Source organism: Streptomyces thermolilacinus SPC6 (assembly GCF_000478605.2).
GTDB lineage: Bacteria > Actinomycetota > Actinomycetes > Streptomycetales > Streptomycetaceae > Streptomyces > Streptomyces thermolilacinus.
In genome coordinates this window covers 6,099,456-6,123,546 of record NZ_ASHX02000001.1, presented here as the reverse complement: position 1 = coordinate 6,123,546, position 24,091 = coordinate 6,099,456, and the positions used below count along the sequence as shown (strand labels likewise).

The following is a 24,091-nucleotide window of genomic DNA, read 5'->3' as shown; positions in this document are numbered from 1 at the left end:
CCGATAACCCTGATCCAACAGGCCGGAGGTCCCTCGGAGGGAACGATTCCGTGAATTCAGCTGTTCGGCCGGAAGAAGAGGCTCCACCAGGTCTTGCGGGCGGGAGCAGGGGAGCCGCCGGGGGGCGCCGTGTCCGGCATGGGCGGCGGCGCCTGCTCGGGCAGCGGCCCGGGCACGGTCGAGGCGAAGTCCTTGGGCCCGCTCGGGACGCGCGGCGCCGCCGACGCGGGAGGCGTGAACTCCACCGGCAGCGCCTCGAGGCGCTTCGACAACCACGCGGCCGACCAGCGCAGTTCGCCCTCGGGCACGGCGAGCCTCAGGTCGGGCAGGCGGGCCAGCAGCGTGTCGATGCCCGTGTCGGCGATGGCGCGGCCGATGTCCTGACCGGGGCACTCGTGGGGGCCGCTGCTGAACGCCAGGTGGGCGCGGTTGCCGAGGAGCGGCTTGTCGAGGTCGGGGCGGATCTCCGGGTCCACGTTGCCCGCCGCGACACCCAGCAGCAGCATGTCGCCGGCCCTGATCTGCTGGCCGCCCAGGACGGTGTCGCCGGTCGCCCAGCGGCCGGTGATCGCCGACAGCGGCGGGTCGTCCCACAGCACCTGCTCCAGCGCGTCCGGCAGCGTCATATGGCCACCGGCCAGGTTGGCGCGGAAGCGTCGGTCGGTGAGGACCAGGCGCAGGGCGTTGGCGATCAGGTTGACCGTGGTCTCGTTGGCGGAGATCAGCACCAGGCGCAGGTGCTCCAGCACCTCGTCGTCGCTGAGGTTCGCCTCGTGGCTCAGCAGCCTGCTCGCCAGGTCGTGGCCGGGCTGGTTCTTCTTGCGCTCGGTGAGGGTGCGGAGGGTGCGGACGACGAACTCGTTGCTGGAGACGGTCGTCTCGCTGCCCTTCATCAGGTCCAGGCAGGCGTCCACCAGGTGCGGGCCGTACTCCTCGGGCATGCCGAGCAGCTGGGTCATCACCAGCATCGGCAGCTTCTCCGCGAAGTCCTGGATCAAGTCGGCGCGGCCCTCGGCGGCGAAGGAGTCCACGAGCTGGTCGGTGTAGCGGATCACGTACCGGCGCACGCCGCGCCGGTCGAACTGGTCCAGGGCGTCGCGGACGGCCGACCGGAGCCGCTCGTGCTCGGCGCCGTCGGTGAACACGCACATGGGCTGCCACTCGACCATCGGGCGCAGCGGCGAGTCGGCGGGGACGCGCCCCTCCTTGAACATCCGCCACAGGCGGGAGTCGTTGGAGAACCGCGACGGCGACCGCATGGCCTCCAGGTTCTCCCGGTGGCCCAGGACGATCCACGCCGGGAGGTCGCCGTGGAGGAATACGGGCGCCACCGGGCCGTGCTGCCGGCGCAGCTCCTCGTACAGGGCCTTCGGGTCGCGTTCGGCCTCGGGGCCGTAGACGCGGCGCAGGGCGGCGGCGGCGCCGATGCCACCGGCGTGGGCGGGGCAGCCGGGAGGCGGCGTGAGGCCGGGGAGGGACTCGGCGTGGGGGGCGGTCATGACGCCTCCTGGGTCGTTGCGAGGGTCTGCAGGTAGCGCATCAGCGTCATCAGGACGTCCCGGGCGGAGCCGCGGTCCCGGGCGTCACAGGGGACGATCGGGACGGCCGGCGGCAGGTCGAGGGCGGTACGGAGCTCCTCGACCGGGTAGGCGGGCGCGTCCGGGAAGGTGTTGACGGCCACGACGAACGGCACGCGGCGCTCCTCCAGCCGTCCGAGCACGTCGAAGCTGACCTCCAGGCGGCGGGTGTCCACCAGGACGACCGCGCCCAGGGCGCCTTCGAACAGGCCCCGCCACAGGAACCAGAACCGCTCCTGGCCGGGCGTGCCGAACAGGTAGAGGACCAGCTCCTGGTTGATGCTGATCCGGCCGAAGTCCATGGCGACGGTGGTGGACGTCTTGCCGTCCACCCCGGATGTGTCGTCGACGCCGACCCCGGCCTGGGTCATCGTCTCCTCGGTGGTGAGCGGGCGGATCTCGCTGACGGAGCCGACGAAGGTGGTCTTTCCCACGCCGAACCCGCCCACGATCACCACCTTGACGGCCGTGGTGGCCGTCTCGGGCAGCACGTCCTCGGTGCGCGGCCCCCGAACCGCGGCGCCGCCGTGCGGCTCGGAGCCGGTCTGCTCAGAGCTTCTGAAGTCCATCGATCACTGCCTCAATCAACGCGCGGTCGGGGAGTCGGGCGGGTGGGACGGGTGCGCGGGCGACGATGCGGTTGTCGGCGAGGAGATCGCCGAGCAGCACCGTGACGACGCTGACCGGGAGGCTCAGGTACGCGGAGATCTCGGCCACGGACAGCGGTGACTGGCACAGCTGCACGATCGCCGCGTGTTCCGGCTGCATCCCGGGCTTCGCACCGGACCTCGCCACGATCAGCGTGACGAGGTCGAGTTGGGCGGGTGCCGACCCGCCGCTGCGTCCCCCCGTGATCACATAGAGCCGCTCGGGACTGGCTTCCTCCCAGTCACCGCCGCCCGCTCCGCTCACCTGGTGCCCTGCCCATCCTGTCGCGGCGGGCTGCTCAGGTGTTCTCCGATACGCAGGACCAGGTCCCGCATGCGCTGGCCCATCAGCCCCGCGTCCACGCCCTCGCCGGCGAGCACGGCCAGATAGGCGCCGGCGCCGGCGGCCATCAGGTAGAAGAAGCCGCCGTCCATCTCGATCACGACGAGCCGCATCCGGCCGTCGCTGTGCGGCAGTTCGGAGGCGACGGCCCCGGCGAGCGACTGGAGGCCCGCGCAGGCCGCGGCGAGCCGGTCGGCCGTGTCGTGGTCGGTGCCGTACTGGGCCATGCGCAGGCCGTCGGCGGAGAGCACGACCACGTGTCGGGTTTGCGGCACGCCTTCCGCGAGGTCCTTGAGCATCCAGTCCAGATTGGCCTGCTGCTTGATCATTGCTGCGAGTTCCCCTTGCTTGCGTCGTTGGGCTCCCCGGACAGGCCGCTCTGGAAGGCGGCCAGCCACATTCCGGGCTGCACCTGAGGTGTCGGCTCCTGCTCGGAGGCCGGGGTCGCGGACGCCGCCGGCGCCTGATCCGAGGAGGCGGCCGGTGCGGCGGCTGCGGCCTGCTGCGGCTCCGCGAGCGGCTTCCTGCGGCGTCGCTGCGGCAGGCCGTTCGGGGTCCGCTCGACCACCGTCCGGGCCTCGTCGTCCGCCACCGGGCCGGTCGCGGGACGCTCCGCGGGGGCCGGGACGGGGGCGGGGGCGGCGGGGGCGGCCGGGACGGCGGTCCGGGGTACGGAGGACGCGCCGATGCCGTGGGCGAGGCCCGAGGCGGCGGCGACGGTCGTGATCAGCTCCTGCGGGACGACGACGACGGCGCGGACACCGCCGTACGCGGAGGAGCGCAGCGAGACCTGGAAGCCGTACGCCTGCGCGAGGCGGCCGACGACGGCGAGGCCGAGGCGCGGGGTCTCGCCCAGGTCGTTGAGGTCGATGCCCTGCTGGGCCTGGCGCAGCATGCGCTCGGCGCGCTTGCGGGCCTCCTCGCTCATGGACACGCCGCCGTCCTCGATCTCGACGGCGATGCCCGACTGCACGTCCACGGCGGTCAGGTGGACCTTCGTCTGCGGCGGGGAGTAACGGGTGGCGTTGTCGAGGAGCTCGGCGAGCGCGTGGATGAGCGGCTCGACGGCGGGTCCGGTGACGGCGACCTCGGTGACGGAGTGCAGTTCGACGCGCTGGTAGTCGATGATCCGGGACATGGCGCCGCGCAGCACGCTGTACAGCGGGACGGCCCGGCTCCACTGGCGGCCCGGGCGGGCGCCGCCGAGCACGGCGATGGAGTCGGCGAGGCGGCCGATCAGGGCCGTGCCGTGGTCGATGCGGAGCAGGTCGCCGAAGACCTCCGGGCTGTGGCCGTGCCGGTCCTCCATGGCGCGCAGCTCCGTTGCCTGCTGGTGGACGATGGCCTGGACGCGGCGGGCGATGTTGACGAAGGCGCGCTGCGCCGACTCGCGCAGGTCCTCCTCGGCGGTGACGGCGTCCACGACCACGCGGACGACGGCCTGGTGCTCCTCGGGCGCGGTGAGCGAGCCGAGGACGTCCTCGGGGAACTCGCCGCGGCGCAGCCGCTGGACGGCGTCGGGCAGCAGCGTCCCGGCGAGGTGGGCGGTCTCCGCGTGCCTGCGGGCCAGGGCCGTGTCGCGGGCGGCGACGGTACGGCGCAGCTCCTCGATCACCCGTCCCCGGCGCGCGGCCTCACTGCCGAGCACGGCGAGGAACAGAGCGGAAACCCCTCCGAAGACCGCGACCGGTCCTCTCGCGGAAGCGTCCACCATGGCCACTGCGACCCCGGTGGCGACGGCGATCACAGCGGCGGGCAGCAGCCACACGAAAGATGCCGCGGACCGCGGGCTTCCACTTCCGGGCGACGATTCCTCACGGACCATCAGCACCCTCAAACCCATCGAACGAAAAAGATCATATGGCGACGAGCGCCGAGCATAACCCGTTCTCGCAAGGGTGTTTGACGCAGGGTCACATGATGGCCCGATGTTTGCGCAAGGTTCCGCTTCTTGTGAATCAGCCGCAGTCGCAGGGACTTGATCCCGTTCAGGAGGAACGCCGAGAGCCTCCCCATCCGGTGGCCGGGGGGTGCCGGGCGGAGCGCGCGCGGTGGCGAGGGGTACGGGAGTCCATGGCGAACGTGCCGTCACCGGCACGTTCGCGCGCGGCGCACGGTTCCGCGAGCGCGGCGCGGGCGGCCTCCCGGCGTCCCGGCCCCTCGAGGGCGGCGCGGTGGGCGCGCAGGGGCTCCGGCTGGTCCGCGAAGGCGGTGACGGCGTGCTCGACGGACGGGTACGCGACACGCACGTGTACGGCCTCGGCACGGAGCGTGACCGGCAGGGGCCCGAACCAGCCGCGTAAGGGAGCGGATTCGCCCCAGCGGGTGGGCGGTTCCGGGCCGGGGCGGGACTGGGCGGCCGGGCGCTGGGAGCGGTGGGCGGCGGACGCACGGTACGGCAGCTGCTGCCCTGACCCGCTTCGGCGCGGTGGCGTCAACGGCGACGGGCCGGCCGGGGTCTTCCCGGCCGGCCCGTCGTTCGGGGCGGCACGTCGTCAGTCGACGGCGACGGCGCCGTTCTCGGAGAGGACGTTCTCCAGGATGTGCGACAGGGCGCTGTCGCCCTTGACCGCGGTGGAGTTCTCCGCGCACTGCTGGTTCTGCGTGTCGTTCAGGATGTCCTGGACACCGATGTTGAGCAGGCCCACGACGTTCTGGACGTCCGCCTGGACCGGCACACCGGCGCACAGCTTGTTGAGGGACCCCTGCACCAGCCCCATCTGGGGGCTCAGCTTCCCGCCGGTGACGGTGTTGCCGTACGCCTGCTCGGAGAAGTTGCCGTTCTGGGTCTCGACATTGTGGTCGCCCACGGCGAAGGCCATCGGCGCGGAGACTCCCAGGGCGGCCGCCGCGACGCCCGCGGTGGCGACGAACTTCTTGATCATGACTCATCCTTCTGGTCGGAAGACCCGGTGACCGGGCCTCCCTGCTAACCGGCGTCCCCCGGACGCGTCACGGGCACCACGAGCGGAACGACCCGCATTCACCCGTTCGGCGCGGCGCCCGCCCGTCCGCGAGCGACGTTGACGACCCCCGGCCCTCACGGCGCCGGGGACGGTCCGGCGCCGGGCCTCTGGCCTGCCCGCCCCGCGTGCGGCGGGCGTCTACCAGTCGCCGTCGCCGACGGGCTTCCCCGGCGGGGTCGCGTCGCCGAGGGGCAGGACCTGGTGGGGCGCCGGCGGGGTGAACGGCGCGTCGTCGTCGCCGAGCCACTCCCCCACGGGCTTGACGTCGGACAGCGGCGGCGCGGGCGCGAGGTCGGTGGCGGACGCGTCGTCGTAGTCGTACCAGGGCAGTCCCGCGCGGGTGTAGGCGTCGCGGTTCACGGGCGACGGCGGGGGCTCCTCGCCGGTGACGCGGCGCCACTCGGGCGGGGTGACGAGGTGGACGAAGACGCGGCCCGCGGGCTCGGCCGCCCAGTCGGAGAGCGGCCGGTCGTCCCGGTACACCTCCTGGCGCATCGTGCCGCCCGCGCCGAGGCCCATCGCGGCGGCGCGCGGCGGGGCGCCGGCCGGGGCCGGGGCGCCGAGCGGGGCGGGGCCGCCCGGGGCGGGCGGCGGGGCCATCCGGGCGAACCGGGCGGCGCGTCGCCGGGCCAGCTCCTCCTGCTCGGCGAGCCACGCGGCGCGGGCCGGGGCGCCGAGCCCGAACGCCTGGAACTGCACGCCGCCCCAGGCCTCCTCGCCCGTCACCTGGCCCTCGACGGTGGCGCCGAGACCGAGCGGCACGGCGACGAACTGGCGGACGGTGCCGCGCCCGGAGTTGATGCCGTCGAGCCAGGGCTGGCGCGGCAGGACGACGTAGTTCTGCGGGTCGCGGGCGAGGGTGCCGCTCCAGGGGCGGCCGGAGACGGCGCACACCTTGCCGACGGCGACCTGGAGCGCGGCGGGCTCGCGGCTCTCGAAGCTCAGCCACATCGCCTCGCGCAGATACATGGGGACGAGGACGCCGCCGCGCGCCCGCCACTCGGGCGGCACCGTGTCGGCGTGGTCCTCGACACGCCGGACGGGGAACTCGCCGAGCCCCGGCGGCAGGGGGTGGGTGCCGGTCTCCGGGAGGCGCAGCGTCCGGACGAACCGGACCCGCACCCCCTCTCCGAGCAGCAGGGTGTTCCCGTCGAGCCGTACGGCTGCCGCGGCCATCGCGCGCCCCTCTCTTCCCGGGCTGCCCCGGGTGGCTGGTTCCATGTCCCGCTGCTACCACGGCGTGCGCCGCGCGGCGGTTCCGTACGACGCCACGGCCGGGGGCCCGCACGGCCGGGCGGCGGGGTGCGGCGGGGCGGGGGTGGGACCGTCCGGAGTAGTCCAGCGGGTGGTCCGCGCGGCAGGGACGGATCGTGAGGGAGGGGGCCCGCCCGTACCGCGTCAGGAAACGGAGACACGCGCGTGATCGAGGACACCGTCGCACGACCACCCCTGGGGCCGCCGCCCGTACGGTTCTGGCCGGCGCTTGACCTGAAGGCCACCGTGTTCGACCCGGTGCTGGAGGAGCTGATGCGGGAGGGCCCGGTCACCCGTGTCCAGCTGCCGCACGGCGAGGGCTGGGCATGGCTGGTCACCCGGTACGAGGACGTGCGGGCGGTCGTCAGCGACCCGCGCTTCAGCCGCGCGCCCGTGCCCGGCATGGCCGTCACCCGGCTCGCCCCGCACTTCAAGCCGAGGCCCGGCTCGCTGGCCTTCGCGGAGGCGCCGGACCACAACCGGCTGCGCCGCGCCGTCGCGCCCGCGTTCTCGCTGCGCGGTGTGGAGATGCTGCGGGAGCGGGCGCGGGAGATGCTCGACGAGCTGGTGGACGGGATGCTGCGGGACGGACCGCCCGCCGACCTGATCGGACGGGTGCTGGGACCGTTCCCGACCACGGTGATCTGCGAGCTGATGGGCGTTCCGGACGCCGACCGGGAGCGGATGAGCGGCTGGGTCGAGGAGATCCTGTTCCCGGCGAACGGCGCGGCGGCGACCGGCCGGGCCAAGGACGAGATGTACGCGTGGTTCGAACGGGAGATCAAGGCCCGCACGGCGGACCCGGGCGACGGCGAGGACATCCTGTCGCTGCTGGGCGCGGCCGTCGCGGCGGGCGACATCAGCGCCGAGGAGGCCGTCGGGCTCGTCGGGCCCGTGCAGATCGGCGGCGAGGCCGTCACCAACAACTGCGGGAACATGCTGTACCTGCTGATGACCCGGCCGGGGCTGCGGGAGCGGCTGCGCGAGGAGCCGGAGATCCGGCCGCGCGCGCTGGACGAGCTGCTCCGGTACATCCCGCACCGCTCGTCGGTGGGGCTGGCCCGCGTCGCGCTGGAGGACGTGGAGCTGCGCGGCATGCGGATCGCGAAGGGGGACGCGGTGTACGTGTCGTACCTGGCCGCCAACCGTGACCCGGACGTCTTCCCCGACCCGGAGCACATCGACTTCGACCGGTCGCCCAACCCGCATGTGTCGTTCGGGCACGGGCCGCACTTCTGCACGGGGGCGCTGCTCGCGCGCATGGAGATCGAGCTGCTCGTGGACATGTTCCTGGACCGGCTTCCGGAGGACACCCGGCTGGCGGTGCCCGCCGAGGAGGTCCCGTGGCGGCGCAGCGCGCTCATCCGCGGCCCGGAGGCACTGCCCGTCACCTGGTGACGGTACGTCGGCCGGTGCGGTCCCGGTCCGGAGGACACGGGGGCGCACGGCCGACCGGCCCGGACGGGGGCGGGCGGTCCCTCGGGCTCCAGGAAGGGGCGGACGGAACCGCCGCGCCCGGCGGTTCCGGGCACCGCCGGACCCCGGCAGGGACGTACAACCCGTCGCGTACCGGTGGTTGCGACAGGCCCCGGACCGCCGGCCGGGGCTGACCGCCCGCCACGCCCGGCGGTTGCGGGCACCACGAGCCCCGGCAGGGGCATACGACGGCCCACCACGCCCCGCACTCCAGCCGGGGGGAGGCCCGCCACGCCCGGCGGTTGCCGGGGCGCCACCGGACCCCGGTGGCGACGTACAACCTGTCGCGCCCGGCGGGGGCGGACGGCCCCGCCCGACGGGAACGGCCCCGCCGCCCGGCCGGGGCCGGCGGTCTCGGGCGGGTGGAGCAGTCCCCCGCGGCGGGTGGAGGCAATCCGCCAGGCGGGTGAAGGCAGTTCACCGGACAGGGGAAGACGGATTCCGGACACGGGTCGGTGGGGGCGAAGCGGGCTGATCGCCGCATAAGGGGGTGTCGGGCCCTCGGGGCCGCCCCCGTGGGCGCGTCGGCGCGGATTGCTAGCGCCACGGTTTCCGCCGGGGCGTGCCGCGCCGGAAGCGGCGGCCCGCGACGCAGGGCGTACGGCCGCGAGCAGACGGGCCGTCCGTTCAATCGTGAACAGCCCGAACGGTCGGTCCGCCCCTCCGTGCGGGTCCGCCCGCCTGTCCCCGGCGGCTCGCGGCGGGCGACGGCGCGCGGTGCCGCGCCGACCGGACAGCAAACGCTTTCACCGCTTTGCAGCAGCGCTTCCGCCCGGTGGCGTCTCGTGGCGAAACCGGCCTTTCGCCGCCCCGCCCGCGGGGTGTGCGCGGAGCGACCGAAAGGAAGCCTTGTGGCAGGGGTGAACCGGACGCGAGTATTCCCAGCGTCACAAGTTGTCAGGCACATGCCGACATCCGGTAACCGCCGGGCCGTCGGCACCGCCTGTCGGGCCCGCCCACCCAGCGGGCCCCGACTTTCCCCCACCGGAGGACGCAGTGAACTTCAAGCGCTTCACCCCCCGCGGCGGATTCGCCAGAGGTGCGCGGCTCACCGCCATAGCCGCCGCCATGGTCACCGCCACCGCGCTTGCCGCCCCGAGCGCCGGGGCCGAGACCGCCGACGCGACGCGGGCTTCCGTCGCCGAGCTGGCCCAGGTCAGCGAGGCCGTGCTCGACGCGGACGTGCCGGGCACCGCCTGGTACACCGACGCCAAGTCCGGCAAGCTGGTCATCACCGCCGACTCCTCCGTCTCGGCCGCCGAGCTGGCGCAGCTGAAGAAGGCGGCGGGCGACAAGGCCGGCGCGGTGGAGATCAAGCGCACGCCGGGCACGTTCAACAAGCTCATCGCGGGCGGCGAGGCCATCTACGCGTCCGGCGGCGGCCGTTGCTCCCTCGGCTTCAACGTCCGCAACAGCAGCGGTGCGACCTACGCCCTGACGGCCGGTCACTGCACGGAGATCGCCAGCACCTGGTACACGAACTCCGGCCAGACCACCCTGCTCGGCTCCCGCGCGGGCACGAGCTTCCCGGGCAACGACTACGGCATCATCCGCCACTCCAACTCGGCGGCCGCCGACGGCCGGGTGTACCTGTACAACGGCTCGTACCGGGACATCACCGGCGCCGGCAACGCGTACGTCGGCCAGAACGTCCAGCGCAGCGGCTCCACCACCGGTCTGCACAGCGGCCGTGTCACCGGCCTCAACGCCACGGTCAACTACGGCGGCGGCGACATCGTCTCCGGCCTCATCCAGACCAACGTCTGCGCCGAGCCCGGCGACAGCGGCGGCGCCCTGTTCTCCGGCTCCACCGCCCTCGGCCTGACCTCCGGCGGCAGCGGCAACTGCCGCACGGGCGGCACCACGTTCTTCCAGCCCGTCACCGAGGCGCTGAGCGCGTACGGCGTCAGCATCATCTGACCCGTCGCCCGCGCGCGCTTCTCAAGGCCGGTGGCCCGCTCTGTGCGGGCCACCGGTCGCGCGCGTCCGACGGCGGTCCGGCACGCCAGGGGCGTACGGGCTCCGGCGCGCACGCACCCGTCATACGGGGGCCGGCGCGCGCGGTCCGGCACCTGCACGCACAAGCACACGCGCGCGTCACTCGGGGGTTCCGTGACGCGCGCGTGCTCGTGTGCCGTGGTGCCCCGGACGGCGTAGGGCGCGGCCGGCCCCGACCGCGCGAGGCGGCCGGGGCCGGGTTCGGGTCCGGGCCGCAGGCCCGGGGTCGCGCGCCGGGGCTACGCGGGCGGGGTGCCCCAGGCGAGGGACGTGCCCGTGTACGCCGGGACGGTCCGGGCGTCGGTGTAGGTGGACGACGGGGCGCGGCTGTGGTCGTCGCGCTCGTCGAACGGCGACCAGTCCGTCTTGCTCATCCGGAGCTGGATGTCCCCGGTGTCGCGGCCCGGCGCTACCGTGCCGTCGGTGAAGCCGACTTCCAGGTACGCGTCGGCACCCGCCACCGGGGTGGACAGCGGGACCACCCGCAGCCGCAGCCTGGCGCAGCCGACCGCCGCGTAGTCGCACCAGGCGCTGACCGTGGGTGCGCCGCCGTCGCGGGTGAAGTAGTAGCGGGCGGTCACGGTGGACAGGTCGAGGGCGGTCGTGCCGGTGTTGGCGACGCGCAGTTCGGGGCGTATGGCGTTGTCGGTCGGCGCGCCGTCGGTGGTGCGGTGCAGGACCTTCAGCCCGCCCGCCGGTCCGCCGCCGGAGGGCGCTGTGGTGACGGTGAGGGCGGCGGAGGGCGCGGAGTTGTTCCCGGCGGCGTCCCGGGCGCGTACGGCGTAGGTGTAGCGCGTGGCGGGGGTCAGGCCGGTGTCGGTGTACGTGGTGCCGGCGACCGGCGCGGTGGTGACCTTCGCGCCGTCGCGGTAGACGTCGTACCCGGTGACGGCCCTGTCGTCGGTGGACGGCGCCCAGCTGAGCGTGACGGAGGCGGAGCCGGTCCCGGTGGCGGCGAGGCCGGTGGGCGCGGTCGGGGGCGTCGTGTCCTGGCCGCCGCCCCCGTCGCCGTACACGTCGGTGAGGCTGAGGCCGGTGGTGCTGCCGGCACCGCCGAGGGGGACCTGGTGGTCGAGGCCGACGAACTTGCCGCCGTGCTGCCAGAGGGTGGGCTTGAGGAGGGCGTACTTCTCCTCGTCCCAGCTCTTCCAGTCGCCGAGGAGCAGGCCGCCCGTGTCACCGGAGTTGGGGTTGAGGCACCAGAAGGTGTGGTGGAGGCGCTGTTCGGCGATGAGGTCGCGCAGGGCGGTCATCCACTTCTGGTTGGGGCCGCCGTCGAGGAAGCCGCCCCATTCGCCGATCAGGACGGGCGCGGTGTTCTCCTTGTGCAGGTACAGCCAGTTGGGGTCCCAGACGTCCCGTTCGAGGGTGGCGCGGTTCCAGTCGCCGGTGAACCACGGCTGCGGCGCCACGAGCGGGCCGTAGTCGTGCGGCGAGTAGACGAGCTGGTCGTTGCCCGCGCCGAGGTCCACGGGGTGGTCGCGGACACCGCGGAGGTTGCCGCCCCACCAGGTGGAGTGGTAGTCGGCGGCGTTGGTGGACGACCAGCCGGAGCCGTTCTTCGGGTAGATCTGGATGCCCTCGCAGAGGATGAGCAGATGCGGGTTGACCGCCAGGATGCGCTTGCCCGCCGTCTCGCAGGCGTACTTGAAGTTGTCCTGGTCGGTGGAGCCGTCCCATTTGGCGCGCGGGGTCTCGCTCGCGCCTCCGTGCGGCTCGTTCTTGATGTCCATCGCGACGATCGTGTCGTCGCCCCGGTAGCGGGCGGTCACCCACTCCCAGGCGGTGTGGAAGTCCTCGGTGGTGATGGCGCCCTTCCACCACACCGGGTACACGTGGCCGGCGTTGTCGGCCTCGGCGCTGTGCACGTCGAGCATGACCTTGATGCCGTACTGCTCGCACAGGTCGAGCCAGTGGTCGAAGACCTGGAGGGTGGTCTTCCCGGCGAGCTCCGGGTTGGCGGACGCGTTGACGGCGCTCGGCACGGTGGCGCGGCCCTCCTTCCACTCCAGGAGCAGCTGGGTGGAGACGGGCACGCGCACGATGTTGACGCCCCGCTGGGCCATGGCGCGGGTGAGGTCGGCGATGTTGGCGGACCAGAGGCCGTGGAAGACCCGTTCGGTGGTGTTGAAGCCGAACCAGTTTGCGCCGGTGAGCCACACTTCGTTGCCCTGGGCGTCGACGATCCGGTTGCCGCGGGTGTGCAGCCAGTCGTCGCCGGGCGCGGCGGCGGTGCGGGGCCCCTTGGGGGCGGGCACCGGCACGGCCACGGGCACGGCGGCCGTACGGGCTTCGGGTGCGGGGGCCGCCTCGGCGGCGGGTCCCGCGGCCCACAACAGCGCCCCGGCGAGCACGGCGGCGGCGAACGCCCTTAAGCGCCGGTGGCGTGCGGTGGAAAGGGGGGTGGAGGGTGGCTGTCCCACGGCGTCACTTCCTTACTGTCGCGAGCATGACAAAACGGACCCGCATGGTTCACCCATGGCTCGTGCGCGGCCCGTACGCGGCCGGGCGCGACCCGTACGGGGCTCGTACGGGCTGGTACGGGCTGGTACGGGCCCGTACGCGGTGGGAGCGCTCCCATCACGTCCGGTTCATAGAGCCAGCCGCAGCGGGCGCTGTCAACCGTCCTCGCGGAAACGGGGCCCGAGGACGTCCCGCCGGACCGTGCGCCGGGGCGCGCGTCGGGCACGTCAGGCCGTACGGCCTCACCCGGCGAGCCGCCGACACGACGGGTGACGGACCGTCAGCCCTCAGTCGTCTCCCGGGCCGCCGACCGGCCCGGGTCCGCCCTGCAGCCGCTCCAGGTCCCCGGGCCGCACCTGTACCACCAGCAGGGCGATCAGCGCGCCGACCGCCGCGAAGACCGCCGCCAGGATGAACGCCACCGACACACCGGCCGTCAGCACCTCGTGCGCCCACGGCGGCGGCAGCTCGCCCGTGCGCTGGAACCGCATCCGCTCGGGAGCGCTCGCCCGCGCCATGAAGTCGGCGACCCGGTGCTCCGCCTCGTTGCGGCCGGCCGTGCCGAACACCGTCACCAGGATGGACAGCCCGAGCGAACCTCCCACCTGCTGCGTCGCGTTCAGCAGCCCCGACGCGGCGCCCGTCTCGTGCGGGGCGACGTTGGACAGCGCCATCAGCGTCAGCGACACGAACTGCATGCCCATCCCGAGGCTGAGGACCAGCATCGGCCCGAGGATGCTCCCCGCGTACGTCGAGTCGGCGTCCGTCAGCGTCAGCCAGGCCAGCCCGGCCGCCGCGAGCAGCGCGCCCATCACCATGAACGGCTTCGGGCCGAACCGGGGCAGCAACTGCGAGGCGATGCCCGCGCCGACCGCGATGACGGCGCTCACCGGCAGGAACGCCAGACCGGCCTTCAACGGCCCGAAGCCGAGCACGTTCTGCACGAAGAGGGTCAGGAAGAAGAACATTCCGAAGATGGCCGCGGCGAGGCTCAGCATCATCCCGTACGTCCCGGCCCTGTTGCGGTCGGTGAACATGTGCAGCGGGGTGATGGGCTGCGGCGAGCGGCGCTCGACCAGCACGAAGACCGCGAGGACGACCAGGGCCACGCCGAACGACGCCAGGGTGAGCGGGTTTTGCCACCCCTCCTGCGCGGCGCGGATGAACCCGTACACGAGGAGGACCATGCCGAGCGTCGAGGTGAGGGCGCCGACCACGTCGAAGTGGCCGGTCTGCCGCTCCGACTCCCTGATCCAGCGTGGCGCGGCGAGCAGGATGAGCAGCCCGATCGGCACGTTGACGAAGAACACCCACCGCCAGTCGAGCCACTCGACGAGCATGCCGCCCGCCAGGAGGCCGATGGCGCCTCCGCCCGCCGAGACGGCCGCGAACACCCCGAAGGCGCGGTTGCGTTCGGGCCCCTCGCGGAACGTGGTGCTGATCAGGGACAGCGCGGTCGGTGAGGCGATGGCGCCGCCCAGGCCCTGCAGGGCGCGAGCGGCGAGCAACTGCCAGGAGTTCTGGGCCAGTCCGCCGAGCAGCGACGCGGTGACGAACAGCGCGACGCCTACCATGAACATCCGCCGTCGGCCGAGGATGTCGCCGGTGCGGCCGCCGAGCAGCAGCAGTCCGCCGAAGGCCAGGGTGTAGGCGTTCACCACCCAGGACAGGCCGGTGGTGGAGAAGTCCAACGACCGCTGGATGTGCGGGAGCGCGATGTTCACGATGGTGATGTCGAGCACCACCATGAGCTGACAGCCGGCGATGACCAGCAGGGCTATGCCGCTGCCGTCGCCCCGCTTCGGGGTGGCGGCCCGCGACACGGAAGTGGAGCGGGGGACGGTCATGGCACACGGCCTCAAAGGGCGGCTCTCGCGGACGGGCGTCGTCCACCGTTCAACGCTAAGCCCGTGCCCCGGGGGTCACCACTCGATCAGCCGAGCCCGCCTGTGCAGGCGTACGTGAACGTGGTACCCGCCCCGTGCCGACTCGGCGTCAGTATCTCCACGTCGGCCCGCGCCTCGTACGCCCCCCGGCCGCTGAACGTCCACAGCAGGTGCAGCCGCGCCTCCCGCTGGCCCCGGCGGACCCGCTCGGTGAGCACGCCCGAGGCGGAGCCGTCGCTGCGCATCCAGCGGTACGTGAGGGTGCCGGGACGCCCGTCGGTGCGGACGACCGCCACGATGTCGGCCGTGCCGCCGCACCCGTCGGCGGTGACGGCGCGGGCCGGTACGACGCCGTCGGTGCGGACCGTCACGTCCCGGACGGAGGCCTGCGGCCCGTACCGCTGCCAGGCCAGGAAGGCGAGGACGCCCAGCAGGACGAGCGCGGGCAGCACGTACCGGCGCCCGGCGCGGCGCGGGCGCGGGGTAACGGGCGGGGCGACGAGGGTCGGAGCCGTACCGGCACCGCGGGATGCGGTGTGCGGGCCCGTGCCGTCCGGGGGCGTCGGCACGCCGGGGCCGAAGCGGAGCACGGCGCCCTCGACCCGGTCGGGCCGGGCGGGCGGGCCGCTGCGGGGGCCCGGGGCGTCGGTGGCCGGGCCCTGGGCCCAGTGGGCGGCCAGTCCGGTGGCGCTGTAGTCCGGGTCGTCGGCGGGCCGTCCGGGGTGCGGGGTGCGGGGGCCGGTCATCGGAGCTCGCACCCCCGGGTGAGCAGCCGGCGGGACGCGCCGCCGCCCGCGGGTGCCGGGTCGCTGGTCGCGGTGACCGTCCAGTAGCAGGCGGTGGCGCTGAACGTGTGGGTCAGCGTGACGGTGTAGCTGGTGGCGCCGCTGCGCCGGTACGTCTCGGTGGCGCCGTCCTGGGCGCCCGTCGTGGCGCGGGAGTCCCCGGCGTACCAGCGGACGCCGAGGACGACCGGGCCGGGGCCGTCGGTGGTGATCTCGAACGTGGCGGTGGCCGTGGTGGTCCCGGTCTGGCGGAAGTCGGTGACGGTGACCGCCTTGACTGCCGCCGCCGCGACGGTGGGTGTGGGCGAGGGCCCGGTGGCGGCGGGGCTGGGCGGGGCGGTGGTGGGCGTGGCCGCCGGGGTGGTGGCGGTGGGCGGCGGGGTCGTCGTCCCGCCGCCCGGGAGCGGCGGCGATGCCGAAGCCGGGTCCGCCGGGGCGGGGGCGCTCGACGCGTCCCCGGACGCGTCCGGGGACGGGGTGGCCGGGGCGGACGACGGCGCCTTTGGTGGTTCCGCGCCCGGCCCCGTGGGGGACGCCGTGGCGCTCGTGGAGGGTACGGCCACGGACACGGCGCCGTCCTCTCGGACGTCGGTCGTGGCGGAGGGACCGGCGGAGGAAGCGGCGGAGGCGCCAGGACCGGCGAGACCCATGGGCGTGCCGGTGACGCCCAGGGCGATGACGAGGAGCAGTCCGGCGCAGATGGCTCCCCAGCCGAGCGGGTCGGGCAGCCAGGCCCGCCATCCGGGCGGTTCGGGGAGGGCGGTCTCGGCGAGGGCCGTGGTGGTCCCCGCCCGGTCGCCGGAGGACGGGAACAGCAGCGGCAGCAGCGCGGCCAGGGACGCGAGACGGCCGCGGCCGCGCTCCTCCCAGCGGGGCCCGTACGCCGCCGTGGCGATCTCCTCCAGGCGGCGGACGAACGCGGCGGCCTCCTGGGGCCGCTCCTCGGGCGCCTTGGCGAGGCCGTGGCGGACGAGAGGGCGCAGCGGCTCGGGCACGTCGTCCTCGGGGACGGGCGCCTCGACGTGCCGCAGGGCGAGTTCGGCGATGTTCTCGCCGGTGAACGGCTTGCGGCCGGTGAGGCACTCGTAGAACGTGGCGGTGGCGGCGTAGACGTCGGAGGCGGGTGAGGCGGGGGCGCCGGTCCACTGCTCAGGCGCCATGTAGGCGGGTGTTCCGGCCACGCGGGCGACGGTGCCCCGGCCGGTGGCGATGCCGAAGTCCACGAGGCGGGAGGCGCCGTCGGCGGAGACGAGGACGTTCTCGGGCTTGTAGTCGCGGTGGACGACGCCCCCGGCGTGCGCGGCGGCGAGTCCGAGGAGGGAACCCTTCAGGACGGTGAGGGCCGCCTCGGGGCCGACAGGGCCGTACTCGCGGAGCAGGGCGCGCAGGGCGAGGCCGTCCACCAGCTCCATGACGATGGCGGCGCCCTCGGGGGCCTCCACGTACTCGTACAGCCGCACCACGTACGGGGTTTCGAGCGCGCCCAGCAGTCGGGCCTCTGCACGGAATCCGGCCAGGAAGGCGGGAGCGCGGCGCAGTTCGTCGCCGAGGTACTTGACGGCGACGCGCAGCCCCGTCGCGTCGTGCACGGCGAGCACGACCCGCCCCGCGGCCCCGGCCCCCAGCTCGCGCACGTCCGTGTATCCGGGTACGCCCCAGTCCGCCATACGACCCCCCCTCGTACATCCCCGCGGCCTTCACCACCGCTCCCCCACAGGGACACTTCCCGGCCACAACCGGTTCCCGCCCCGGCGCGGCGGAACCGGACACGGGCGACGCGGACCGGGCGTTCCCGGAGCGGCCGGGCCGTATCCCTGGCAGCTTGGGGAGACACCACCCGGCACACACAGCCCGGTGCCGCCCGGCTCAGCCCGGCACAGCCGGGAACAGCCCGGAACAGCCCGGCGCCGACGCGAACAGAAGGGGGCACCGGCGTGAACCACCGGGATGTCGAAGCCGCCGTCGCGGAGGCGCTGCGGTCCTCGGCCCTCGTGCGGCCGAGGACTGGAGGTACGGGCCGGGCCTGGCCGCTGGAGTGGTCGTGCCTGGAGACGGCGACGCACATCGCGCACGACCTGCTGGCGTACGCCGGACAGGTGGCGGCGCGGCCTGCCGACGCCTACCTGCCCTTCGACCTGACCGTGCGCCCCGACGCGCCGCCCGCCGATGTGCTCCAGGTGGTCACCACCTGCGGCGGGCTGCTCAGCGGCGTCCTGGCCACCGCCGGGCCGGACCTGCGCGCCTGGCACTGGGGCCCCAGCGACGCCGGGGGGTTCGCGGCGATGGGTGTCGCCGAGACGCTGCTGCACGCCCACGAGATCGCGCGGGGCCTGTCGGTGGACTGGCTGCCGCCCCCGCCGATGAGCCGAGCGGTGCTCGACCGGCTCTTCCCCGACGCCCCGCCCGGCGACCCCACCCGCGTCCTCCTGTGGTGCACCGGCCGCGGCGAACTCGACGGCCTCCCCCGCCGGACCTCATGGACGTGGGAGGCGGCACGAGCGGACTGAGCGGCCCGGCCCGGCGGCGGCACCTGCCGGGCGTCCTCCACGCCGTCGACCGCCCGCGCGGAGGCCGGCCGCGCCGAGGCCGCCCGCGGGCGCGGCCGCCCGCAGGCGCGGCCCGCGCGCCGCCGGGCTCGTCGGCTCCGCCGGGCTCATGGGCGGCGGCGGGCGGTGGCGGCGACGGCGGGCAGGAGGGCGAGCGAGAGGATGCCGCCGGTGAGGGCGAGGGCGGGATAGCTGGTCGCGGCGACCATGACGCCGGATGCCATGCCCCCGGCGGCGCCGGCGACGGCGATGAAGACGTCCACGGTGCCCTGGGTCCTGGCGCGGGTGGCGAGCGGAACGGTGTCGGTGAGGATCGCGGTACCGGCCACGAGGCCGAAGTTCCAGCCGAGGCCCAGCAGGACGAGGGCGACGGCGAGGGCCACGACGGAGTCTCCGGGGGCGAGGGCGGCCAGAATGCCGGAGGCCAGGAGGGTGATCCCGGAGGCGGCGGCGATCCTCATGTGGCCGTGGCGGTCCACGAGCCTGCCGGTGAGCGGTGAGGGCAGGTACATGGCGCCGATGTGGAGGGCGATGACGAAACCGGAGGCGGCGGTGGAGTGGCCGTGGCCGCGCATGTGGACCGGGGTCATCGTCATGATCGCGACCATGACGAGCTGGGTGAGGACCATGACCAGCGCGCCGAGCACGACACCGCGGCGGCCCTCGCGGGTGTCGGCCGCGCCGTCGTCGGCGGTGCTCGTCGCGGGGTCGGCCTCTTCGACGCGGGCGATGTCGCGGGCCAGGAGCAGCGGGTCGGGCCGCAGCCACACGGCGAGGACGAGCGCGGCGAGCGCGTAGGCGGCGCCGGACAGGAGGAAGGGCCCGGCGAGGTTCGGCAGGCCGAGGTTCTCGGCGAACGTACCCGTCGGCGCGGCCAGGTTGGGTCCCGCGACCCCGCCGAGGGTGGTGGCGACCAGGACGGTGGAGACGGCCCGCGCCCGGTGGCCGGGTGCCGCGAGGTCGGCTCCGGCGTAGCGGGCCTGGAGGTTGGTGGCGGTGCCGGCGCCGTAGACGAACAGGGCGATGAACAGCAGGACGGGGTGGTCGAGTGCGGCGGCGGTGATGACACCGGCCGAGCCGACGGCGCCGGTGAGATACCCGGCGGCGAGCCCGGGGCGGCGGCCGCGCGCCTGGGAGACACGGCCGACGGCGACGGCCGCCAGCGCGGACCCCGCGGTGAACAGCGCGCTGGGCAGCCCGGCGAGGCTGGTCGAGCCGAGCATGTCCTGCGCGAGCAGCGCCCCGACCGTGACACCGGCGGCGAGCCCCGCGCCGCTGAGCACCTGCGAGGCGACCAGGACACGCAGGATGCGGCGCTGCGCCTGGCCGCGGGCGGATATGCGGGCCGTCGTGCCGGCGGGTGCGGTGCTGGTCATGTTCTCTCACGGTCGTAGTGCGCGGCGAACCCGCCGTACTCGTCCATGCCGTCCCCATGGAACCGGGCGGCACGCCATGCCGCCTGATTCTGGCACCGGGCGCCGCCCGCGCCCGCACCGAGGTCGCCCCGTCGGCCCGGTCACCGCGAACCGGGGCGGTTCCCGGCCAGGAAGCGGCGGAGGCGGGTCAGGGGCCAGGTGTTGATGATGTCGTCGGCGGTGAGCCAGGCGCGCTGGGCGGTGCCGACGCCGTAGCGCAGGTACGGCAGGTGCGTCGTGGAGTGGGCGTCGGAGTTGACCGCGAACCGTACGCCGTACCGCTTGGCGCGCAGGATGTCCTCGTCGCGCAGGTCGAGGCGCTCCGGGTGGGAGTTGATCTCCAGGGCGGTGCCGGTGCGGGCGCAGGCCTCGAAGACGGCGTCGAAGTCGGCGTTCAGGCCCGGGCGTTTGCCGATGCGGCGGGTGGTGGGGTGCCCGATGATCGCGACGTGCGGGTTCTCGCAGGCGCGGATGATGCGGCGGGTGAGCGCCGCCGGGCTCTGGTTGAAGTGGGAGTGCACGGACGCCACGCACAGGTCGAAACCGGCCAGGAAGTCGTCAGGCCAGTCCAGCTCCCCGTCCGGGCCGATGTTCAGCTCCGTGCCGTGGAGCAGGCGCATGCCGTGGTGGCGCCGGTCGAGGGCGCGGACCCGCTCGCGCTGGGCGAGGATCTTCTCGTCGGTCATGCGCTGCATGGACAGGTTCGGCGCGTGGTCGGTCACCGCGTAGTACGCGTGGCCGCGCGCGGCGGCCGCGGCGACCATGTCCTCCAGCGGGGCGAGGCCGTCGGTGAGGTCGGTGTGGGTGTGCAGGTCGCCCCGGATGTCGCTCTCCTGGACGAGGACGGGCAGCTCGCCGCGCAGCCCCGCCGCGATCTCGCCGCGGTCCTCGCGCAGGGTCGGCGGGATGCACGGCAGGCCGAGCCGGGCGTAGACGTCCTCCTCCGTCTCGGAGGTGATCTTCCGGCCGGTCTTCACGTCGAACAGGCCGTACTCGGAGAGCTTCAGCTTCTGGCGGACGGCGATCTCGCGCGTGCGGATGTTGTGCGCCTTCGACCCGGTGAAGTACTGGAGGCCCGCGCCCCACGACTCGGGCGGCAGGACCCGGAGGTCCACCTGGAGGCCCTTCGTGGTGCGGATGGAGGTCTTCTTCTCGCCGTGCGCGATGACCTCGGCGGTGTACGGGAGGGAGGCGACGGCGTCCATGAACGACCGCGCCCGCTCGGCCGCCACGAGGACGTCGATGTCGCCGATCGTCTCGCGCATCCGGCGCAGCGACCCGGCGTACGTACAGCGTACGCAGCCGGTGATCCCGGAGAGTTCGGCGACGATCTGCTCGGCCACGTCCATGGCGGCGCTGATCAGGATGCGGCCCTCGCCCGCCTGCTGCATCAGGGAGATCCCGTGCAGGATGTTCTCCTCGGTCTTCTCGCCGAAGCCCTTCAGGTCGCGCAGCCGCTCGCCGTGGATGGCGTCGAGGAGCTGGTCCACGGAGGAGATCCCCAGCTCCTCGTGGAGCACCATCGCCTTCTTCGGGCCCAGCGTCGGGATGGTGATCAGCTCCCGTACCCCGGCGGGGATCGCCGCGCGGGTCTCCTCGATCTCGGGGACCCGTCCCGAGCGCAGGAACTCCACGACCTTCGCGGCGATCGACCGGCCGACGTTCGGGATCTCCCGCAGCCCTTCCGGGCCGAGTTGCGCCACGTCGTCCGGGTGCCCGCCGATGGCGCGGGCTGCCTTCTCGTAGGCGCGTGCCTTGAACGCGTCGCCGCCGCTGATGGCGATGAGGTCGGCGTACTCCTGGAGCAGCGCCTCGACCTCCTCGTTGGCTCGGCTCATGCCTCCAGGGTGCGCCGGACCCCGCAGCCGGGCACCCGGGCAGCGCCCCCGGCGCCGGAGGTCCGGCGCCCTGCCGCGTGGGTGCGCGGGGTCGCCGGGGGAATACGCGGGGTGCTAGAAATGGGTCATGAGGGGCAAGAGCGGACGTCCCGGGCGTCGGGGGCGGCTTCTCGGTGTGCGCACCGCCGCCGGGCAGGTGCTCCTCCTCCAGGTGATCGTCGCTCTCGTGCTGATCGTCGCCGCCGTGAGCGCCCTCTCGCTGCAAGCGCGCTACGACAGCGAACGCGACGCGCAGAACCGTTCCCTCGCCGCCGCCGAGTCGTTCGCCGACGCCCCCGGCACGCTCGCCGCGCTCACTTCCCCCGACCCCGGGCAGGCCCTCCAGCGGCACACCGTGCACGCCTGGCACGGCTCGGGCGTGGACTTCGTCGCCGTACTGGCCCCCGACGGCACCCGCATCGCGGACAGCGACCCGAACCTCGTCGGCACCCGCGCGGAGGACGTCGAGCAGGCCGCCCGGGGCCGCACCATCACCGAGATCTTCGAGGGCCACCCGCACGACGCCGCACGCGCCGTCGTCCCCGTGATGGACGAGCGGGGCACGGTCGTCGGCCTGGTCAGCGCCGGGGTCTCCATCGAGAACATCGGTGACGCCGTGGACCGCCAGCTGCCGCTGTTCTTCGGCGCGGGGGCCGTCGCGCTGGCCCTGGCGACCGCGAGCGCCGCCCTGGTCAGCAAGCGGCTGCGCCGCCAGACGCACGGGCTGGGACCCGCCGAGATGACGCGGATGTACGAGCACCACGACGCCGTCCTGCACGCCGTGCGCGAGGGGGTGCTGATCGTCGGGGACGACGGCCTGCTCACCCTGGCCAACGACGAGGCCCGGCGCCTCCTGGGCCTCCCGCCGGACGCCGAGGGCCGCCACGTCACCGACCTGGGCCTCGACGCGGACACCGCCGACCTGCTCGCCTCGGGCCGCCCGGTCACCGACGAGGTGCACCTCTCGGGCGACCGCCTCCTCGCCGTCAACACCCGGCCGACCGACCCGTACGGCGGACCCTCCGGCACCGTCGCGACGCTGCGCGACACGACCGAGCTGACGGCCGTGACGGGTGTGGCGGCGGTCGCGCGGGAGCGGCTGACGCTGCTGTACGAGGCCGGGGTGCGGATCGGGACGACGCTGGACGTCGTGCGGACCGCCGAGGAGCTGTCGGAGGTGGCCGTCCCCCGGTTCGCGGACTTCGCGACCGTGGAACTGCTGGACCCGGTGCTGCGGGGCGAGGAGCCGACGGAGGGGCACACGGTGATGCGGCGCGCGGCCGTCAGCGGCGTGCGGGACGGCCATCCGCTCCAGGGCGCCGGGGACCTCATCCGGTTCGACGTGCCGACCACGCCCATGGCGGCGGCGCTGGCCGGGAACAGGGCGGTGCTGGAGGCGGACCTGACCGTGGCGCACGGCTGGCGCGAACAGGACCCGGCGGGCGCCGACGAGGCCCTCGCGTACGGCATCCGGTCGCTGGTGACGGTGCCGCTCCAGGCGCGAGGCGTGGTCCTCGGCATGGCGAACTTCTGGAGGTCGGCGGAGTCGGAGCGGTTCGGGGACGAGGACCTGGCGTTCGCGGAGGAGCTGGCGGCGCGGGCGGCGGTCGCGGTGGACAACGCGCGCCGGTACACGCGGGAGCACGCCATGGCGGTGACCCTCCAGCGGAGCCTGCTGCCCCGGGTGCTGCCCGAGCAGGACGCGCTGGAGATCGCGTACCGCTACCTTCCCGCGCAGGCCGGGGTGGGCGGCGACTGGTTCGACGTGATCCCGCTGTCCGGGGCGCGGGTGGCGCTGGTGGTCGGGGACGTGGTCGGGCACGGCCTGCACGCGGCGGCGACGATGGGGCGGCTGCGGACGGCGGTGCACAACTTCTCGTCGCTCGACCTGCCGCCGGACGAGCTGCTGGGCCATCTCGACGAGCTGGTGTCCCGGATCGACGAGGAGGAGGCCGAGGAGGCGGGCGCCGCCGGGATCACCGGGGCGACCTGCCTGTACGCCATCTACGACCCGGTGACGGGCGAGTGCTGCATGGCGTCGGCGGGCCACTTCGCCCCGGCCGTCGTCCGCCCGGACGGGTCGGTGGACTTTCCCGAGGTGCCCGTCTTCCCGCCGCTGGGGCTGGGCGGCGGGCCGTTCGAGACGGGCGAGCTGCGCCTTCCCGAGGACAGTCGGCTGGTGCTGTACACGGACGGGCTGATCGAGCACCGGCGGCGGGACCTCGACGCGGGCCTGCGGCTGCTGCGGGACACGCTCGCCGAGGAGCCCGGGCGGGCCCCGGAGGAAACATGCCGGGCGGTGTTCGACGCGATGCTGCCGCCGCACCGCAGCGACGACATCGCGCTGCTCGTGGCCGGGACGCGGCTGCTGCCGCCCGACCGTGTCGCGGACTGGGACGTGCCGCCCGACCCGTCGGCGGTCGCGCCGGTACGGGCGGCGTGCGTGCGGCAGCTGGAGCGCTGGGGCCTGGAGGAGGTCGGGTTCACCACGGAGCTGATGCTCAGCGAACTGATCACCAACGCCATCCGGTACGGCTCCCCGCCCATCCATGTGCGGATGCTGCGGGACCGCACGCTGATCTGCGAGGTGTCGGACGGCAGCTCGACCTCCCCGCACCTGCGGCGGGCGGCCACCACCGACGAGGGCGGGCGCGGACTGTATCTGGTGTCGCAGCTGGCGGGCCGCTGGGGCACCCGGTACACGCCGAGCGGCAAGGTGATGTGGACCGAGCAGTCGCTTACGGCCGCCCCGGCGCCGCTGGAGATCCCGGCGCTGTTCGACGACGCTGCGTGGTGAGCGGGGCGCCCGGCGCCACACCCTTCGCGGGCCCTCCCCCCCCCCGTGGGAGGCAGGGCCC

Annotated in this window: 18 protein-coding genes; 5 read left to right on the top strand and 13 right to left on the bottom strand. The window is 74.3% G+C overall.

Annotated features, from left to right (window positions below):
• Nucleotides 1-56: 56 nt before the first annotated feature.
• Genes J116_RS26595 through J116_RS26575 form a run of 5 tightly spaced genes read right to left on the bottom strand, consistent with a single transcriptional unit; the run spans nt 57 to nt 4,392 of the window.
• Complete coding sequence (locus tag J116_RS26595) at nt 57-1,499, bottom strand: cytochrome P450 (RefSeq protein WP_023590128.1); 1,443 nt, start codon at nt 1,497-1,499, stop codon at nt 57-59.
• Nucleotides 1,496-2,146: a GTP-binding protein gene (locus J116_RS26590; RefSeq protein ID WP_023590127.1), complete on the bottom strand. Its 651-nt coding sequence runs from the start codon at nt 2,144-2,146 to the stop codon at nt 1,496-1,498. The genes J116_RS26595 and J116_RS26590 overlap by 4 nt, the downstream gene beginning before the upstream one ends.
• Entirely contained in the window at nt 2,127-2,489 is a 363-nt protein-coding gene (locus tag J116_RS26585; RefSeq protein WP_023590126.1) for a DUF742 domain-containing protein, read from the bottom strand. Before J116_RS26585 ends, J116_RS26590 begins: the two co-directional genes overlap by 20 nt.
• Nucleotides 2,486-2,896, bottom strand: a complete 411-nt coding sequence (locus J116_RS26580) for a roadblock/LC7 domain-containing protein (protein WP_023590125.1) — start codon at nt 2,894-2,896, stop codon at nt 2,486-2,488. The genes J116_RS26585 and J116_RS26580 overlap by 4 nt, the downstream gene beginning before the upstream one ends.
• The gene (locus tag J116_RS26575; RefSeq protein WP_023590124.1) at nt 2,893-4,392 is read right to left on the bottom strand and encodes a sensor histidine kinase; all 1,500 of its coding nucleotides are present in this window, start codon (nt 4,390-4,392) and stop codon (nt 2,893-2,895) included. The genes J116_RS26580 and J116_RS26575 overlap by 4 nt, the downstream gene beginning before the upstream one ends.
• Before the next feature lie 226 nt (nt 4,393-4,618).
• On the opposite strand from J116_RS26575, the gene J116_RS26570 reads away from it, so the two are divergent.
• Complete coding sequence (locus tag J116_RS26570; RefSeq protein ID WP_139140510.1) at nt 4,619-4,870, top strand: hypothetical protein; 252 nt, start codon at nt 4,619-4,621, stop codon at nt 4,868-4,870.
• A 192-nt stretch (nt 4,871-5,062) separates the two neighbouring features.
• Here the strand turns inward: J116_RS26570 and J116_RS26565 are convergent, their stop codons facing one another.
• Entirely contained in the window at nt 5,063-5,452 is a 390-nt protein-coding gene (locus tag J116_RS26565; protein ID WP_023590122.1) for a rodlin, read from the bottom strand.
• Nucleotides 5,453-5,671: 219 nt separating this feature from the next.
• Entirely contained in the window at nt 5,672-6,709 is a 1,038-nt protein-coding gene (locus J116_RS26560; RefSeq protein ID WP_023590121.1) for a hypothetical protein, read from the bottom strand.
• Nucleotides 6,710-6,952: 243 nt separating this feature from the next.
• On the opposite strand from J116_RS26560, the gene J116_RS26555 reads away from it, so the two are divergent.
• Both J116_RS26555 and J116_RS26550 read left to right on the top strand, forming a co-directional pair.
• Entirely contained in the window at nt 6,953-8,185 is a 1,233-nt protein-coding gene (locus tag J116_RS26555) for a cytochrome P450 (protein ID WP_023590120.1), read from the top strand.
• Nucleotides 8,186-9,259: 1,074 nt separating this feature from the next.
• Entirely contained in the window at nt 9,260-10,183 is a 924-nt protein-coding gene (locus tag J116_RS26550) for a S1 family peptidase (protein ID WP_023590119.1), read from the top strand.
• 317 nt (nt 10,184-10,500) lie between these two features.
• Here the strand turns inward: J116_RS26550 and J116_RS26545 are convergent, their stop codons facing one another.
• The 4 genes from J116_RS26545 to J116_RS26530 form a co-directional block, all read right to left on the bottom strand.
• Entirely contained in the window at nt 10,501-12,684 is a 2,184-nt protein-coding gene (locus J116_RS26545; protein ID WP_023590118.1) for a cellulase family glycosylhydrolase, read from the bottom strand.
• Nucleotides 12,685-13,011: 327 nt separating this feature from the next.
• On the bottom strand, nt 13,012-14,505 hold the full coding sequence (locus tag J116_RS26540; protein ID WP_037948419.1) for an MFS transporter: 1,494 nt from the start codon (nt 14,503-14,505) through the stop codon (nt 13,012-13,014).
• A gap of 152 nt (nt 14,506-14,657) precedes the next feature.
• Entirely contained in the window at nt 14,658-15,356 is a 699-nt protein-coding gene (locus tag J116_RS26535; protein WP_079147815.1) for a hypothetical protein, read from the bottom strand.
• Nucleotides 15,353-17,062: a serine/threonine-protein kinase gene (locus J116_RS26530; RefSeq protein WP_028964562.1), complete on the bottom strand. Its 1,710-nt coding sequence runs from the start codon at nt 17,060-17,062 to the stop codon at nt 15,353-15,355. The genes J116_RS26535 and J116_RS26530 overlap by 4 nt, the downstream gene beginning before the upstream one ends.
• 267 nt (nt 17,063-17,329) lie before the next feature.
• Here J116_RS26530 and J116_RS26525 point away from each other — a divergent pair, with 267 nt between their 5' ends.
• A complete protein-coding gene (locus J116_RS26525; protein ID WP_023590115.1) occupies nt 17,330-17,902 on the top strand; it encodes a hypothetical protein in 573 nt (190 codons plus the stop codon).
• A gap of 146 nt (nt 17,903-18,048) precedes the next feature.
• On the opposite strand, the gene J116_RS26520 is transcribed toward J116_RS26525, so the two are convergent.
• A complete protein-coding gene (locus tag J116_RS26520; RefSeq protein ID WP_023590114.1) occupies nt 18,049-19,317 on the bottom strand; it encodes an MFS transporter in 1,269 nt (422 codons plus the stop codon).
• A 140-nt stretch (nt 19,318-19,457) separates the two neighbouring features.
• Nucleotides 19,458-21,194, bottom strand: coding sequence for a DNA polymerase/3'-5' exonuclease PolX (gene polX / locus J116_RS26515; protein WP_023590113.1), 1,737 nt, complete (start codon nt 21,192-21,194; stop codon nt 19,458-19,460).
• Nucleotides 21,195-21,321: 127 nt separating this feature from the next.
• On the opposite strand from polX, the gene J116_RS26510 reads away from it, so the two are divergent.
• Nucleotides 21,322-24,030: a SpoIIE family protein phosphatase/ATP-binding protein gene (locus J116_RS26510; protein WP_028964561.1), complete on the top strand. Its 2,709-nt coding sequence runs from the start codon at nt 21,322-21,324 to the stop codon at nt 24,028-24,030.
• The last annotated feature ends 61 nt before the right edge of the window (nt 24,031-24,091 follow it).